This is a genomic window from Aneurinibacillus sp. UBA3580, from assembly GCF_002375825.1.
GTDB lineage: Bacteria > Bacillota > Bacilli > Aneurinibacillales > Aneurinibacillaceae > Aneurinibacillus > Aneurinibacillus danicus.
In genome coordinates this window covers 34,552-49,260 of the sequence record NZ_DFMZ01000012.1, presented here as the reverse complement: position 1 = coordinate 49,260, position 14,709 = coordinate 34,552, and the positions used below count along the sequence as shown (strand labels likewise).

Below are 14,709 nucleotides of genomic sequence, written 5' to 3'. Positions count from 1 at the left end.
TCTTCATGATTTTCACAGAAAAACCGGGGAAAATCCCCGGCTTTTCTTCTCGTTATTGTACCTGCTGCTTGGCGAGCGTTACGTTGACAGTTTGTTGCTTGCCGCCGCGATAGAATGTAACTTTTACCGTATCGCCAATCTGTTTCTGGAACAAATACTTACGCAACTGCGCCTGGTTTTCGATTTTCTGGTCGTCCAGCTGCACAATAACGTCATACCGTTTCAAACCTGCTCTGTCGGCAGGACCCATCGGGCTTACGTCTTTAATTACAACCCCGTTTTCTACACTATCCGGAAGCTGCAGCGGATCTTTGCGCGCTTCATCCGGTACGGATGCGAGATCCACCGGTGTTACACCCAGCATCGGACGCTGCACGGATTTGTATTTGATAAGATCGTCGATAATTTTGCTGGCGTCGTCAATCGGAATCGCGAAACCGAGACCTTCGACGCCTTCTTTGGCGATTTTCAGGCTGTTAATACCGATCACCTGCCCGGCAATGTTCACCAATGCACCGCCGCTGTTCCCCGGGTTAATCGCCGCGTCCGTCTGCAGAACATTCACTTCGAAGTCTTTCTCGTTATCCCCGTTTAAATCAATCGGCATCGTCCGCTCGGTGGAACTAATAATACCCTGGGTAACCGTCCGGGAGAAATCAAGGCCCAGCGGATTTCCGATGGCGATGGCCGGCTCTCCGGCTTTCACTTTCGAAGAATCACCGAATTCAGCTACCTGCTGAACCTTCGATCCATCAATCTCAAGCACAGCCAGGTCAGTCAGCGTGTCGGCGCCCACCACTCTTGCATCCAGATTCTTTTCACCTTTTACAAGTGATACCTGTACACGCTGTGCGCCTTCAATTACGTGGTTATTCGTTACAATGTACGCTTTGCCGCCGACTTTGCGGAACACGATGCCCGAACCGGTGCCCGCTTCCCCCTCTTCAGTTTGCCCGAAGAAGTCGCTTCGCTGCTGTATATTAATGACACCTACTACCGCGTTTTCCACTTTTTGTACTGCCTGGACGACACCTGAATTTACATCAACGGAATAATTGACTGTATTTCCTCTATTAGGCGCAGGAGTCTGCTGGCCCGGCTGTTCGGCAGCAGACGGCGCGTCCCAGCCTGGAAAATAACCTGATTTTAATAGCGTAGGCACCATCATCAATACCAAAAGACCGCCGATAATGGCTGAAACAAGCGCGATAAAAAACGTGGAGGCCCCGCCTCGTCTGCCTCGCTTACGATTGTCGTAAAAATCATCGTTGTAATAACCCATAGCGCTGCTCCTTTCTGTACCTCATCATCTCATATTTGCTAGTATTACTAATTGTGCTGCTTCATTTACGTATGATTTCCTGCATTACGGTAGGGCGGACGGGCGAGGTGTCCATCAGCTTGATGTCTTCACCGTCTGTAAACCCGTATTCCTGGAGGATGTTCTTCACTGTCAGGCGCGCCAGTTCCGTCATATTATTCTCCTTGCTCAGATGAGCGAGATAGACGGTTTCGCCTTTGCCCGAAAGAATATCGCCGAGCGCTTCTGCGGCTGCCTCATTGGACAGGTGACCGACATCGCTTAGAATTCTGCGCTTTGTGTTCCACGGATAGCTTCCCATCCGCAGCATCTCTACATCATGGTTCGATTCGAAAATATAGGCATCAGAACCGCAAATCGTATCCTTGATGCGCTGGCTCACGTAGCCCAGGTCGGTCGTCAAGCTCACTTTGGCGTCATCTTCATAAAAACAGAAACCCATCGGCTCGGCGGCGTCGTGCGACAAACCGTACGACTCGACTTTCATGTCTCCGAACTCCACCGTTTCGCCCACTTCCATAATCAGGCGCTGGTCTTCTGCAATTTTGCCCAACTGGCGGTCGAGCTGTTCCCATGTTTTCGCATTGGCATAGACAGGGAGCTGGTACCGCCGCGCCAGCACGCCTACTCCTTTTATATGATCGGAGTGTTCATGCGTAATGAGAATCGCATCCAGGTCTGCGGCACTCACACCTACTTCTTCCAGCAGACTCTCTACTTGTTTACCACTTAACCCGGCGTCTACCAACACTTTACTATTCTTTGATTTAATAAAAAATGAATTTCCAGTGCTTCCACTGGCAAGCACGCTAAACTCCATAAGCCCATCTTCTCTCCTTTGGAATGAACAGGCGCCTCTATTTACTAGTACTATTATTGGAGATAATCTTATTTTTTTCAAGAGGAGGGGCCTGCTCTATAGCGCCTGTAAGACCGTTCACATAATGGACTCCTTCGCTGTGAACGACCCGCCAGACAGGAGCCAGCACCTGGATATCGGCATCATACATATGGCCGTAATAGCCAATCGACACATCCAAAATCTTCTCCCCATACCGGATATACCCGTTGTCCAATAATGTACGAACCGCCGTGAACGCAGGAATAATCTTCCGGCCGGTCCCCTGGTTGACAATCTGCACATGAATTTGCTTGTAGCCGATCATTCGATCCTGTGCCAACACAATTTCAAGTGGAGCACTGAATATTACATATTTCCCATACTTCTGGACGTACCGCTGCACAGTACTCGAACTCCGTTTGGCATCAAACACATAGTCCCGGGCGTATGCCGCGTATGGCTCCAGGCTCTTGAGCATCTCCGTTTTATTTACGAAATTAGATAGGGGAACGGGTTCATTAAATTTTACCATAACGCCCACTCCTTGCTGTCCGAGAATCTGTCCGGTCAGCGTCTGCAAATGGTGAGCGAAACTCGTAAATCTTACATTAACATAATTCATTTCCGGTGTTTCAGACGGGATTTCCGTATCCAGCTTAATGTTGCGCGTCTTCAGAAGTTCTTCGAGGCTTGACGGAATCAACTCGCCCTGCGGCGCGGTTTCGATATCTCTGTTCTGACTCATAATCACCTGGTAGCCCAGAAAAAGATCAAGCAGCAGGAACGTTACGATTAAAATGGTTTTCGCTCTACTCCAGTCCATGTTCCCTTCCTCCCGCTCACTTGCCGAATCCGGCGACATCCGCTTCTACATAGAGCGGCTCCTTATCTTTCAAGTACACCACCCAGCACGGCTTCATCTCAATAAAGTCATAAATCGAACGGGTATAGAGCCCAAGCTCTATCGATCCGACCTGATGTTTGTTAATCCCCTTGTTCTCCAGCCATTTCATCAACTCGGTTCCGGAAACAACCGTGACAGGAATGCGTTCGAAATACAAATCCAGCTGCCGCATCGGATAATACAACTCGGAGACATTGCCTCCCGATACACGGGCAGAGATCGTATTCAAATCCGGTCCGTCGCCGCTAAATAACGGATACGTGCCGATATATTGACGGAAACGATACGCTACGGTATTCTCCCGGTTTACGAAGTTTACGTCATCGACACTTTCCAGGTAATAGCGGCCAATCCAGCCGCCATGCTGGTTGATGAAAGAAAGAGCCGAGCTAAGCGCCTCATAATTGGGCCGCTCTCCTTGCGCTTTTTCCCATTCATGCATCGGGTGGCGGTACAATAGATAATTTCGCTCTGAAGGAATGGATACGGATTGGCTGCCGTTCGTATAAATCATCGTACCGTCCCGCTCGGTCACCTGGCGGGTTAAACTGGCATCCACAAACATGGCGTTCAATACTTGTTGAACAGTCAACGGCTGATAAAAATATCGGTAACGCGACATTTTCTCCCGTCCACCGGGAAGATAGATCGGATCATAAAAGGCATAGCGGGTCGTTCGAATATCATCCTCTAACCTGTCGACAAATGTCCGGTACAGGATTTGCTCCGAAAGTCCGGCAAGATTCCCGGGCGCAAACAAATTCTCTACCTCTTCCGGCTCTACTGACGTATGTACGCGGATGACCTGCTGATTACGGTTAGAGATAAGAAGCGCATCAACCGCGTTTTTCTCCTCATTTTCATAAAGAAGGATGCGGCTTATGGAGCGGAAATTTCCTTCGGCATGGCTGCGGAGCGTAAACAATTCACTTGCGATATCGGCCGGAATTTCATGATTGTAGACAATTTCCACCGACCTTCTCTTATTAATTAACTCCTCCCACTCTTCTTTAACCAAATGGGTATCGACAAAGTTATAGAAATACCATTGGTTCATCCGGGACATCAGCTTCTCATACATAGCCGATTCAATCGGCGCCTTTCTATGCTTGCCTTCTCCGGTATGAAACATCAGGAAAGACGGACGAATAACATCCGTTACCTCATATTTGTGGCCGGCAGGCTGCGGCGCCACATAGTCGGAAGGCGTCAAATTTTCCAGCTCAGGCGTGCTATTCCATAAGAAACCTGAGAGCATCAGACTTATGATGATAAGTAAAGTCAGGACGATTGTTTTCAGTCTTTCAAGCTCCATCTTCATTCTCCCCGTATATCGGAAGTGTAAAGCTGACTCGTGTTCCTTTCCCCCACTCGCTATCAATCTCAATCGTACCGCCATGGGCGAGCACAATCTGACGGGCGATGGAAAGTCCTAAGCCAGTCCCCCCCATACTGCGGCTGCGCGCCTTATCCACGCGATAGAAACGTTCAAAAATTCGATCCAAATCGCGTCTGCGAATGCCTATTCCTTCGTCAATAATCTCAATTCGCACGACGTTCTCTTCTTCATGTGCCTGAATTACCACCGTCGTATTCTCGCTTGAATATTTCATTGCATTCGAAATAAGGTTGTCCAATACCTGAATGATATTGTCCCGGTCCGCTTTGACCCTGGGAAGCCCGCTTTCGGGTACGTCAAGAGAAAGAGCGATGTTTTCCTGCTGACTCCGCAGCGCAAAACGCTCGGTAACATGGTGCAGTAGCTCCCGAACGTTAACCGGCTGCAAATCGAGTGCATATTGCCCGGCATCATACCGGGAAAGCTGTAGCAAATCGGTCACCAAACGGGTCATTCGATCCGTCTCGTTCAACAGCACACGCAGAAACCGCCGGGAAAGTTCCCGGTCATCAACCACGCCTTCTTCCAAAGCTTCCAAATAGCTCTTTAGCGTTGTAAGCGGCGTGCGCAGCTCATGTGAAACATTGGCTACAAACTCCTTACGTTCCTTCTCCAGCGCTTCCTGCTCGGTCACGTCCTGCATAACGGCAATAATACCGGAGTTTTTCTCTTCCTCCCGGCTTTTGAGCACCGTGAATGAGAAACGAATCAGGCGCTCTTCCCCTTCTACATTCATATCCATTAGCAGCGAACCGTTTTTCTCGAAGAGGGAATCCCATTCCTCTTCGTTGGGAACGGCAAGAACTTCATAGAGGTTTTTGCCTAACACCGTTTTATAACTCACGCCCAGGATACGCTCGGCCGGCTTGTTGACAAGAATAATGTTGCGGTCGCCGTCCGCGGCGATAACCCCGTCGGTCATATTGGCCAGAATGGAAGATAGCTTTTCTTTCTCCGCTTCCGTCTGGGAAAGCGCCTGTTTAAGCTTCCGGGTCAAAAGGTTAAACGTCTCTCCCAATTGGCCAATTTCGTCTTCGGAATAGATACGTACCCGGCCATTGAAGTCACCGTTTGCCATGGCAGTCGCCTGCCGGGTAATTTCCTTGACAGGCGTTGTAATCGTACGGGCTAGCACAATACCGAGCGCCGCAGTCAACAGCAGGGCGAGTACGGTACCCGTAGCAAAGATCCCGTTAATTTGACGCATCGTATGATAGACTTCTTCCATCGATGCTACCATATAAAGCACGCCAAGAATCTTTGTTCCTTTTTTGATTGGAAGCGCCAGCACTTTGACCCGCTGTCGGGTCTCCGGGTTGTATTGAATCGAATCGTTGCGTGTGCCGAGCAACGCCATATTAATCTCAGCGCGCGTGTTTTTCTGACCGATGAACGCTTTATTTTCTTCCGTGGTTGTCAGCACGGTACCGTTCTGGTCCAGCAGTTGGACATCTGCGTTGCGCAGCGCGAACAGATTATGGATTAAGTTATCGATATCTTCCCGCGGAATGTTCTCTTCTTCCAGATACTTCTCTACATTCACCGCCAACAAATTGGCCTGGGTATTCAGCGTCTCGTCGAAATTGTTGAGATAATAGGATTCCGTAGCGCGGATGAAGTAGGCTCCGATGACCTGCATCGCAATCAGGATAAGCAATAAATAAAGAATCACTACTTTCCATTGAACCGTTTGAAAAAAACGGACCCGCTTCATCGTCTATTCCTCCACGTTGCTGCGCATCATATACCCGAGCCCGCGCCGGGTAATAATGTAGTGGGGTGAGCTCGGATCATCCTCAATTTTTTCGCGCAGACGACGTATGGTGACGTCCACCGTGCGCGCATCGCCAAAGTAATCAAACCCCCATACCGCCTGCAGCAGGTGGTCGCGTGTCATAACATGTCCCCGGTTTTTCGCCATATAATGCAACAGGGCAAATTCGCGGTGTGTAATATCAATCTGCTGGCCGTCTTTTTCAACCGTATACGATTTCATATCGATAATGAGCTGACCTACCGTAATTTTCGTGGAAGGCTCGCTCTCTTTCTTCTTTTCTTCCGCAAGCTCTTTCGTATGCCGTCGCAGATTCGCCTTGATTCTGGCGAGCAGTTCACGGCTGCTGAACGGCTTGGTAACATAGTCGTCGGCTCCTAGCTCCAGGCCTAATACTTTATCCAGCTCGCTGTCTTTGGCAGTCAGCATGATGATCGGAACATCAGACGTACGCCGGACCACCCGGCATACTTCCATACCGTCTTTGCCCGGCAGCATGATGTCAAGCAGGATTAAGTCAGGCTTTTCTTTTTCCGCCAGCGTGACGGCAGCATTTCCGTCATAGGCACATACAACATCGTAGCCTTCTTTTTCTAATGTAAACTGAAGAATATCTGCAATCGGACGTTCGTCATCTACTACCATTACTTTATGTCTCATGGTTTCACCTCTCCTAGACTTTTTCCACTTTCTCTATGAAAATCCTGCTCTTCTTTCTATAGATCAAAAAAAAGCCGGCGCAAGTTGGACCCGCGTCGGCTTGTTCTTCCTTGAATTATCCTTAACGGAGAAAGAGCATGGGATTGATTGGCTCTCCATCCTTGTGAATTTCAAAGTGCAGATGCGGTCCCGTAGAGCGTCCGGTATTGCCGGACTTGGCGATGACTTCACCCTTCGCTACGATGTCCCCCTTCTTCGCTACAAAACCGTCCAGGTGACCGTATAACGACTGATAGCCGTTTCCGTGGTCAACAATCATACACTTACCGTATCCTCTCTTTATTCCGACAAAAGTGACGCGGCCATGATCCGATGTATGGACCGGCGTACCGATTGGCGTTGCAAGATCGATGCCCGCATGTATACGGCCCCAGCGCTTGCCGAACGGCGAACTGAGTATTCCCGCTGAAGGCATGCGGAACTGGCCGTCACCGCGTGAAGGTTTCACTTTTGTACCCCGAATCATTACTTTCGTTACCGGCTGCTGTAAAATCTTCTGGTGCACTGCATTTTTTTGCACCAGCTTTCCATTCTCCTTGACCAGTTCGTAGACGACCTGCTTGCTACCGTTCTTTCCCTGGACGATTGTCTTATCATCGCCGCGATATTTTGTCGGATCGGGTTTGACATTTACCCGGTAAGGAATGGCGAGCGTTTCTACGGTTTCGTGTTTAGAGACAATGGTGACTCCCTTTTTCATTCTATTCATCAACTGCGGCTCTTTCAGGACTTGCTCCGGCAAAATTTTCCCTTCTCTGATTTGAATATTCTCTTTAATGCTTACCTCAGATAGATCGGACTCCATCTGTTTTGCCTGTTCAGGACTTACATTACCCGCTCCCGCCGTTAAATTTTGCGTCGCTTTTTTTTCATTATAGGAAGCTTTCAGACTGGTAAGGGTCTGATTGATAGTCTTTTGATCTCTGGCGTAGGCTATGACCTGGCCGTCTACAACAAGCTGAGCCGCATTCGCTTCCACCTGTACCGCGGAGGCCAGCTTATTCAGCACGTCTTCTTGCCTGGTACCTTTTCCGTTATAGTGCTGTTTTTCGGTAATAGAGATTTCCTTATTGAAGCCGAGTGCCAAATCAGGGTATTTCTTCTTCTCGGCCGCCAGCCGGTCCCCCAGCCATTTGCGGACAGCATCCGGATTCTCGATACTACCGATTTCCTTTCCGTCCAACGAGATGTGATAAAGTGTATTTACGTTTGACTGATAAACATAGCCGCCTGCAGCCGTACCGCTGACTAGAAGTAATGCGGCCATGATTCCAAATGCAATCTTCCCCTTGTTTTTTGTATCCTGAACGAATTTCACGCCATGAAACCATGTACCTTTCGTCCATGACGACATTCTTTCGATAAACATTGCTACCTCCCTTTTCTCCTGCTGCCTGACTCTGGAGTGAAAAATTACCCATACAAAACAAAAAAGGGAATCCTGTAAAAGTATCCCTTTGTCTCTGTTTATTTTTAGTTAATGTACCGGTTTTATACATCAAATAAGACATTCGGACCTATGTCTACACGCCATCTTCCAAACACTCCTTCATAGTACCATCGGAAGAATACTACGGCAAGAAAAAATGACATATTTCGACATGAAATGATAGGATTGAGAGGAAAGAATATACAAAAAGGCCCTAACAGTTTGCAAGTCAGGGCCTTACCATACTCTATTTTATTCTAGAGGGCATATACGCTGCGAACGATGTTTGTCTGTTCACGATCCGGACCAACAGAGAACGTGGAAAGCGGAATGCCTGTGAGCTGCGTAATGCGCTCTACATAATGACGCGCATTTTCCGGCAGTTCATCCAGGGAGCGAACACCTGTAATGTCTTCATCCCAGCCCGGCAGTTCTTCGTATACCGGTTCACACTCGGCCAGAATGTTCAAATTGGCCGGATAATGCTCGATGACTTCGCCTTTGTAGCGGTAAGCGGCACAGATTTTCACCGTCTTAAGCCCGCTTAATACGTCAAGCGAGTTTAAGGACAGAGCGGTAATCCCGCTGACGCGGCGTGCATGGCGCACCACTACGCTGTCGAACCAGCCTACGCGGCGTGGGCGTCCTGTCGTTGTACCGTATTCACGGCCCACTTCACGGATTCGGTTTCCAATTTCATCGTGCAGCTCCGTCGGAAACGGACCGTCGCCTACGCGGCTTGTGTATGCTTTTGCCACACCCACGACATGATGAATCTTCGTCGGACCGACACCGGAACCGATGCAAACGCCGCCGGCAACCGGGTTAGAAGACGTTACAAACGGATACGTACCCTGGTCAATGTCCAGCATAACGCCCTGGGCGCCTTCGAAGAGTACGCGCTTGCCTGCATCAATCGCATCGTTAAGCACAACGGATGTATCTGTTACGTATGGACGGATGCGCTCCGCATATGTAAGATATTCGTTCATAATCTCTTCTACCGTAAAGCCTTCTGTTTCATAGTATTTTTCAAACAGACGGTTTTTCTCTTCGAGATTGCGGCGCAGCTTCATTTCGAATACTTCTTTATCCATCAAGTCTGCCATGCGGATACCGATACGCGCCGATTTATCCATGTATGCCGGACCAATCCCTTTGAGTGTCGTACCGATTTTGTTATCGCCTTTTTTCGCTTCTTCGGCTGCGTCAAGCTTCATATGATACGGCATGATAACATGCGCACGGTCGCTGATGCGCAAATTGTCCGTGCTTACGCCATTGCTATGTAAGTAATCCAGTTCTTTAACCAGCGCTTTCGGATTGACGACCATGCCGTTTCCGATTACGCAAATTTTTTCTTTGTAAAAAATCCCCGAAGGAATTAAGTGCAATTTATATTTTGTCCCGCCAAAAACGATGGTATGACCCGCATTGTCTCCACCTTGATAACGAGCGACGACTTCCGCTTTCTCCGCAAGGAAGTCAGTGATTTTTCCTTTTCCTTCGTCCCCCCATTGGGTTCCTACAACTACTACGGTTGACATTGGCTGGGCACCTCCTACTTTTCTAACATACTAAGTTTAGCAACGGCGTTTCTGTATGTCAATAAAAACCGAACGATCGGGTTTTATCTTTATGATTTGTTCGAGAATGCTGTGTAAAAAAGAATAAATCCCTATCAGGTAGGATAGGGATTTTCCTAAAATCTATACGTTGCTTATCCTTGCCCCGGCTCATTATGCTGACTGAGGCTGACGAATTTGTTATATTCCTTGAGAAAGGCCAGCTCCACAGTTCCTGTTGGACCGCTCCGCTGTTTGCCGATGATGACCTCGATGATGTTTTTTCGCTCTGTTTCTTTGTCGTAATAGTCATCGCGATACAGAAAGGCGACCATGTCCGCATCTTGTTCAATGCTGTTATGAACAACAAAATCGTTAGCAATAAAATTATGGTTGCCTGGAACTGTAGCGTCAAACACCTCCTCTACGCCAAGCGGAGTAATGGAGATAATTTCATCCCAATAAAGATCAGAGTTAGCGAGATCAGACAGCCTTTTATCAGGAATTACTTGTGACAGTCTAAGCATCCTGTCTCTAGATAGTCCGCTTTTCATCAGGGTTGAACCACAATAAGCTGTATCTAAACCGCTGCTGACTTTTCGCCAGCTAAGTCCGTAATTATCTTTTACAGCAGACACATAAGTCCATATTTCTTTCGGAACAATATCTCGGTTTGGATTTTTGGTTTTCGTTTGCAATGCTGCTATGAAATCGATTATTTTCTCGCCTCGAGCACCGAAGCATCCAATTTCACTTAAAAATAACATTTGCATTTCTTTTCCTGAAATATCGACATGGTAGCCAGGACGATGTTTGCCTTGAGGAACCTGACGAAGCGCACTCAATATACCAAGCCGTAACAATAGATGCTGAACTTGTTCAGCCAATCTTTTACTTGTACTGCTGTAATATATCTTCCCTGGCTTGCCTTCTTTATAAAAAATACATCCGTCAGTCGCCCAAAGATGATGCAAAAACAAACGAATGGCACCCTTCGGCTGCTTGAATAATTTAGCTGGAATACGTTTTTCGTAAGAACGTAAATTCCATATCCCCATCTCTTCAAACCATAGGGCAATCGGGTGGCGTTTTCCTCTTGCCAGGCGGTAAGGTGAAGGAAGATAAATATGCTTCCATGTGCCTTGCTCTACCACACGCGCTGTAATTCCGAATAATTTATTGGCTGCTTGAGCTACATAATCAAGATTCGCTTTATCCTGGCTTGTATAATGAATAGGCTGTCTAGAAACTACACACCCATCGCCAATTAGATGGGCTAGCAAACCGAGTTCTTCCTCACTCATTATTTCCTCATTACTACATTGGTTGGCCAATTCAATTTTTCTTCCTATAGCTACCCGGCTGCCCGTCTGCAGCTCTTCGACAGCCTTCCAACCGTTAACCGTATAAAAAGGGTGATTGGCAGAAGCTTTAATTGTGCGTCCGCTTGCCGTTTTCAATTCAAACAACTGTTTATAACCGCTGCTGAACACTTTGCTAATATTCGCCACTTCCAGCTTTAAATCGCCGTTCATGCTCAGCACGGGGATGTTCTCCTGGCCAACCAAAGAACCGATTTCCACCTGCTCTCCGGTATCTGCCCGCGTAATCAATGTATCATACGACAAACATCCACTCTCCCTAATGTCCGACAGCATCGGACGCTTGTCCTGACGCTGCTCTACCGCACGGCTAAGCTGTGACAGGGCAATGACCGGGCATTCCAATTCACGGGAAATGAGCTTCAGTGTCCGGGAAATCTCCGAGATTTCCTGCTGGCGGTTATCGCTGTTGCCGCCCCTTCGCCCGGTAATCAACTGAAGGTAATCAATCAGAATCAAACCGAGACCGACTTCCGCTTTCAGACGGCGGCACTTCGACCGGATTTCCGACACGGTAATCCCCGGCGTATCGTCGATATAAATCGGCGCGTTTGCCAGTGTACCGATCGCCATCGTGAGCTTGTGCCAGTCCTCTTCGGCAAAGTATCCGGTGCGCATCCGCTGCGCATCGATGTTTCCTTCCGCACAAATCATCCGCTGTACAAGCTGTGTCGCGGACATCTCAAGACTAAAGATCGCAACCGGAGCCCCGGCACGTGCCGCTACGTTCTGCGCTACATTCAAGGCGAACGCAGTCTTGCCCACCGCCGGCCGGGCAGCCAGAATGATAAGCTCCGAAGGCTTCAATCCAGCCGTCATCTTGTCAAGATCCGGATATCCCGTAGGCAGCCCGGTAATTTCCCCCTTGTTATTGGACAATGTCTCGATATATTCGTACGTATCCATCAACACGTCTTTGATGTGCTGGAAGCTCGATGCCCGCTGGCGTTGGGAGATTTGCATAATCGTTTTCTCCGCATCGCTTAACAGGGCGGGCACATCTTCGCCCATTGTGTAGCTGTCAGTTACAATCTTTGTTGCTGCGCGAATCAACCTGCGCAGAGTCGATTTTTCTTCCACAATTCGTGCATAGTACTCCACATTGGAAGCGGTCGGAACGGATGTAGCCAAATCGGTGAGATAGGAGACGCCTCCCACTTCATCAAGCTGTTTGCGGTTATCCAGCTCGGCCGTAACCGTAACAAGATCTACCGGTTCATTCCGTTCCCCCAAATCCACCATAACCTGAAAAATACGCTGGTGAGAAGTTCGGTAGAAATCCTCCGCCGTTAGAATGTCCGTCGCTGTAATTAGCGCTTCCCGCTCCAAAAAAATAGCCCCCAAAACGGCCTGCTCGGCCTCAATGTTTTGGGGTGGAATGCGATCGAGGAAAATATCACTCATGGCTTATCCCTCAATTCTATTCTTCAACGACATGCACCTTCACTGTCGCTGTAACTTCCTGATGCAGTTTAATCGGCACATTGGTGTAGCCGAGGGTGCGAATCGGCTCAGGCAGTTCAATCTTCCGTTTATCCACCTTGAAATTCGCTTTCTTCAATTCTTCAGCGATCTGCTTCGTGCTTACGCCGCCGAAGAGACGTCCGCCTTCACCGGACTTGGCTTTAATCGTAATCGTCGTCTCTTCCATAATTTTTGCCAGCTTTTTCGCCTGCTCTAACTCTTCCTTCTTGCGCTTCTCTTCGCTCTTTTTATGCGCTTCCTGCATTTTCAGATTACCTGCCGTCGCTTCCTTTGCGAGGCCTTTTTTCAGCAGGAAATTGCGTGCATACCCTTCGGAAACCTCTTTTACTTCTCCTTTTTTTCCTTGTCCTTTTACATCTTGCAGAAAAATTACTTTCATTTTAGTTTCCCCCCTTGGCAATTCTTAAGCACTTGTTTGAGCAGTTCCACAGCTTCTGCGACAGTGGTATCTTTCAGTTGTGTCGCCGCATTATTTAAATGTCCGCCCCCGCCCATCTGTTCCATAACTACCTGAACGTTGAAATCGCCCAGGGAACGGGCGCTAATGGCTACCAGATCATCTGGCCTGCGGCAGACGACAAACGAGGCTTCAATGCCCGCCATGGTCAACAATGTATCCGCAGCCTGCGCAATAAGGAGTTGACCGTATTTCTCACTCTCTTTTCCTGTTGCAATGGCAATCGCTCCGCCCAGTATCTCGGTATGCCGGACGATCTCTGAACGGCGAATATACTGCATTAAATCTTCTTTTAGCAGTACCTGTACGAGCGAGGTATCGGCCCCTTTGCGGCGCAGAAACGAGGCGGCCTCGAACGTCCGCGAACCGGTACGGAATGCGAAGCTCTTTGTATCGACCACAATACCGGCAAGCAGCGCAGTCGCTTCAAGCACATCGAGTGTCAGATTCTCTCCCTGGTACTGGAGCAATTCTGTCACAAGCTCGCTGGTCGACGATGCGTAAGGCTCCAAATAGATAAGCACCGGGTCGGAAATAAACTCTTCCGAACGCCGATGATGGTCAATAAGAACAACCCTGTTGGTGACATTCAGCAGGCGCGGTTCAATGACCATCGATGGACGATGCGTATCCACCACGACGACAAGCGTCCGTTTAGTCACCATCTGTATCGCCTGATCGCTTGTAATGAAATAGTCGTTAAGGTATTCATGCTCTTCCACTTCCTGCATCAGCCGTTCGATAGCCGGGTTGCTTTCGTCAAGTACGATATAGCCCTGCTTTTCGGCAGCATGCACCGCTTTCAGTACGCCGATGGCGGCGCCGATCGCGTCCATATCCGGCATCTTGTGACCCATGATGAGCACCAGATCACTCTCAAGCATTAAATTACGCAGCGCATGGGAAATAACACGAGCACGTACCCGATTTCGTTTTTCGACCGCATTCGATTTTCCGCCATAAAAGGTGATTTTATCTTTGACCTTAACGGCCGCCTGATCGCCTCCACGGCCAAGCGCCACATCCAGACTTGATTGTGCCAGCTCTCCCAGCTCAATGAAGGTATCAATGCCGGCACCTACACCGATGCTAAGCGTGATCGGAATTTTATTCTTGCTGGTCATCTCCCGCACAACGTCTAAAATATCGAAACGGGTTGCCTCCAACTGTTGCAGCGTCCCCTGATCGAATACGGCAAGAAATTTGTCGGAAGAAATACGGCGTAGATAAATACCGTACTGATGCGCCCATTTCGTAATCGCCCCTGTAACATTGGTCAGCAGCAAACTACGGCTCTGTTCATCCATTCCCTGTGCCACTTCATCGAGATTATCCATATGCACAATGGCCAGCACTAATTTCTCTTCTTTATAATGCATCTGAAGTTCTTTGTACTCAGTCATATCCGTGAAATACAACAACCGCTCTTCAG

11 protein-coding genes are annotated in these 14,709 nt (G+C 48.6%); all 11 read right to left on the bottom strand.

Features of this window, described 5'->3' with window-relative positions; all coding sequences use genetic code 11:
* Positions 1-52: 52 nt before the first annotated feature.
* Positions 53-1,282 carry a S1C family serine protease gene (locus B2899_RS02550; RefSeq protein ID WP_286883817.1) on the bottom strand — a complete coding sequence of 410 codons (1,230 nt, stop codon included), beginning with the start codon at positions 1,280-1,282 and terminating at the stop codon, positions 53-55.
* Between the two features lie 61 nt (positions 1,283-1,343).
* Positions 1,344-2,141: an MBL fold metallo-hydrolase gene (locus B2899_RS02545; protein ID WP_146809933.1), complete on the bottom strand. Its 798-nt coding sequence runs from the start codon at positions 2,139-2,141 to the stop codon at positions 1,344-1,346.
* A gap of 37 nt (positions 2,142-2,178) precedes the next feature.
* The gene (locus B2899_RS02540) at positions 2,179-2,985 is read right to left on the bottom strand and encodes a two-component system regulatory protein YycI (RefSeq protein WP_286883814.1); all 807 of its coding nucleotides are present in this window, start codon (positions 2,983-2,985) and stop codon (positions 2,179-2,181) included.
* A 16-nt stretch (positions 2,986-3,001) separates the two neighbouring features.
* Entirely contained in the window at positions 3,002-4,381 is a 1,380-nt protein-coding gene (locus tag B2899_RS02535; RefSeq protein ID WP_286883811.1) for a YycH family regulatory protein, read from the bottom strand.
* On the bottom strand, positions 4,371-6,179 hold the full coding sequence (walK, locus tag B2899_RS02530) for a cell wall metabolism sensor histidine kinase WalK (RefSeq protein ID WP_286883808.1): 1,809 nt from the start codon (positions 6,177-6,179) through the stop codon (positions 4,371-4,373). The genes B2899_RS02535 and walK overlap by 11 nt, the downstream gene beginning before the upstream one ends.
* Positions 6,180-6,182: 3 nt before the next feature.
* Entirely contained in the window at positions 6,183-6,899 is a 717-nt protein-coding gene (gene yycF / locus B2899_RS02525) for a response regulator YycF (RefSeq protein ID WP_286883806.1), read from the bottom strand.
* Positions 6,900-7,020: 121 nt separating this feature from the next.
* On the bottom strand, positions 7,021-8,328 hold the full coding sequence (locus B2899_RS02520; protein ID WP_286883803.1) for a peptidoglycan DD-metalloendopeptidase family protein: 1,308 nt from the start codon (positions 8,326-8,328) through the stop codon (positions 7,021-7,023).
* A 317-nt stretch (positions 8,329-8,645) separates the two neighbouring features.
* Entirely contained in the window at positions 8,646-9,935 is a 1,290-nt protein-coding gene (locus tag B2899_RS02515; RefSeq protein ID WP_286883800.1) for an adenylosuccinate synthase, read from the bottom strand.
* 173 nt (positions 9,936-10,108) lie between these two features.
* Positions 10,109-12,739, bottom strand: a complete 2,631-nt coding sequence (locus tag B2899_RS02510) for a replicative DNA helicase (RefSeq protein ID WP_146809940.1) — start codon at positions 12,737-12,739, stop codon at positions 10,109-10,111.
* Positions 12,740-12,755: 16 nt separating this feature from the next.
* A complete protein-coding gene (rplI, locus tag B2899_RS02505; RefSeq protein WP_146809941.1) occupies positions 12,756-13,199 on the bottom strand; it encodes a 50S ribosomal protein L9 in 444 nt (147 codons plus the stop codon).
* Positions 13,196-14,709: DHH family phosphoesterase (locus B2899_RS02500; RefSeq protein ID WP_286883796.1), on the bottom strand; the 1,514-nt coding region annotated here is incomplete at its 5' end. The genes rplI and B2899_RS02500, both read right to left, overlap by 4 nt.

Excerpts from the sequence above, each read along its gene's own strand:
- B2899_RS02510 (WP_146809940.1), bottom strand. The coding sequence starts at position 12,739 with ATGAGTGATATTTTCCTCGATCGCATTCCACCCCAAAACATTGAGGCC.
- B2899_RS02540 (WP_286883814.1), bottom strand. The coding sequence starts at position 2,985 with ATGGACTGGAGTAGAGCGAAAACCATTTTAATCGTAACGTTCCTGCTG.
- B2899_RS02545 (WP_146809933.1), bottom strand. The coding sequence starts at position 2,141 with ATGGAGTTTAGCGTGCTTGCCAGTGGAAGCACTGGAAATTCATTTTTT.
- yycF (WP_286883806.1), bottom strand. The coding sequence starts at position 6,899 with ATGAGACATAAAGTAATGGTAGTAGATGACGAACGTCCGATTGCAGAT.
- walK (WP_286883808.1), bottom strand. The coding sequence starts at position 6,179 with ATGAAGCGGGTCCGTTTTTTTCAAACGGTTCAATGGAAAGTAGTGATT.
- B2899_RS02550 (WP_286883817.1), bottom strand. The coding sequence starts at position 1,282 with ATGGGTTATTACAACGATGATTTTTACGACAATCGTAAGCGAGGCAGA.
- rplI (WP_146809941.1), bottom strand. The coding sequence starts at position 13,199 with ATGAAAGTAATTTTTCTGCAAGATGTAAAAGGACAAGGAAAAAAAGGA.
- B2899_RS02535 (WP_286883811.1), bottom strand. The coding sequence starts at position 4,381 with ATGGAGCTTGAAAGACTGAAAACAATCGTCCTGACTTTACTTATCATC.
- B2899_RS02515 (WP_286883800.1), bottom strand. The coding sequence starts at position 9,935 with ATGTCAACCGTAGTAGTTGTAGGAACCCAATGGGGGGACGAAGGAAAA.
- B2899_RS02520 (WP_286883803.1), bottom strand. The coding sequence starts at position 8,328 with ATGTTTATCGAAAGAATGTCGTCATGGACGAAAGGTACATGGTTTCAT.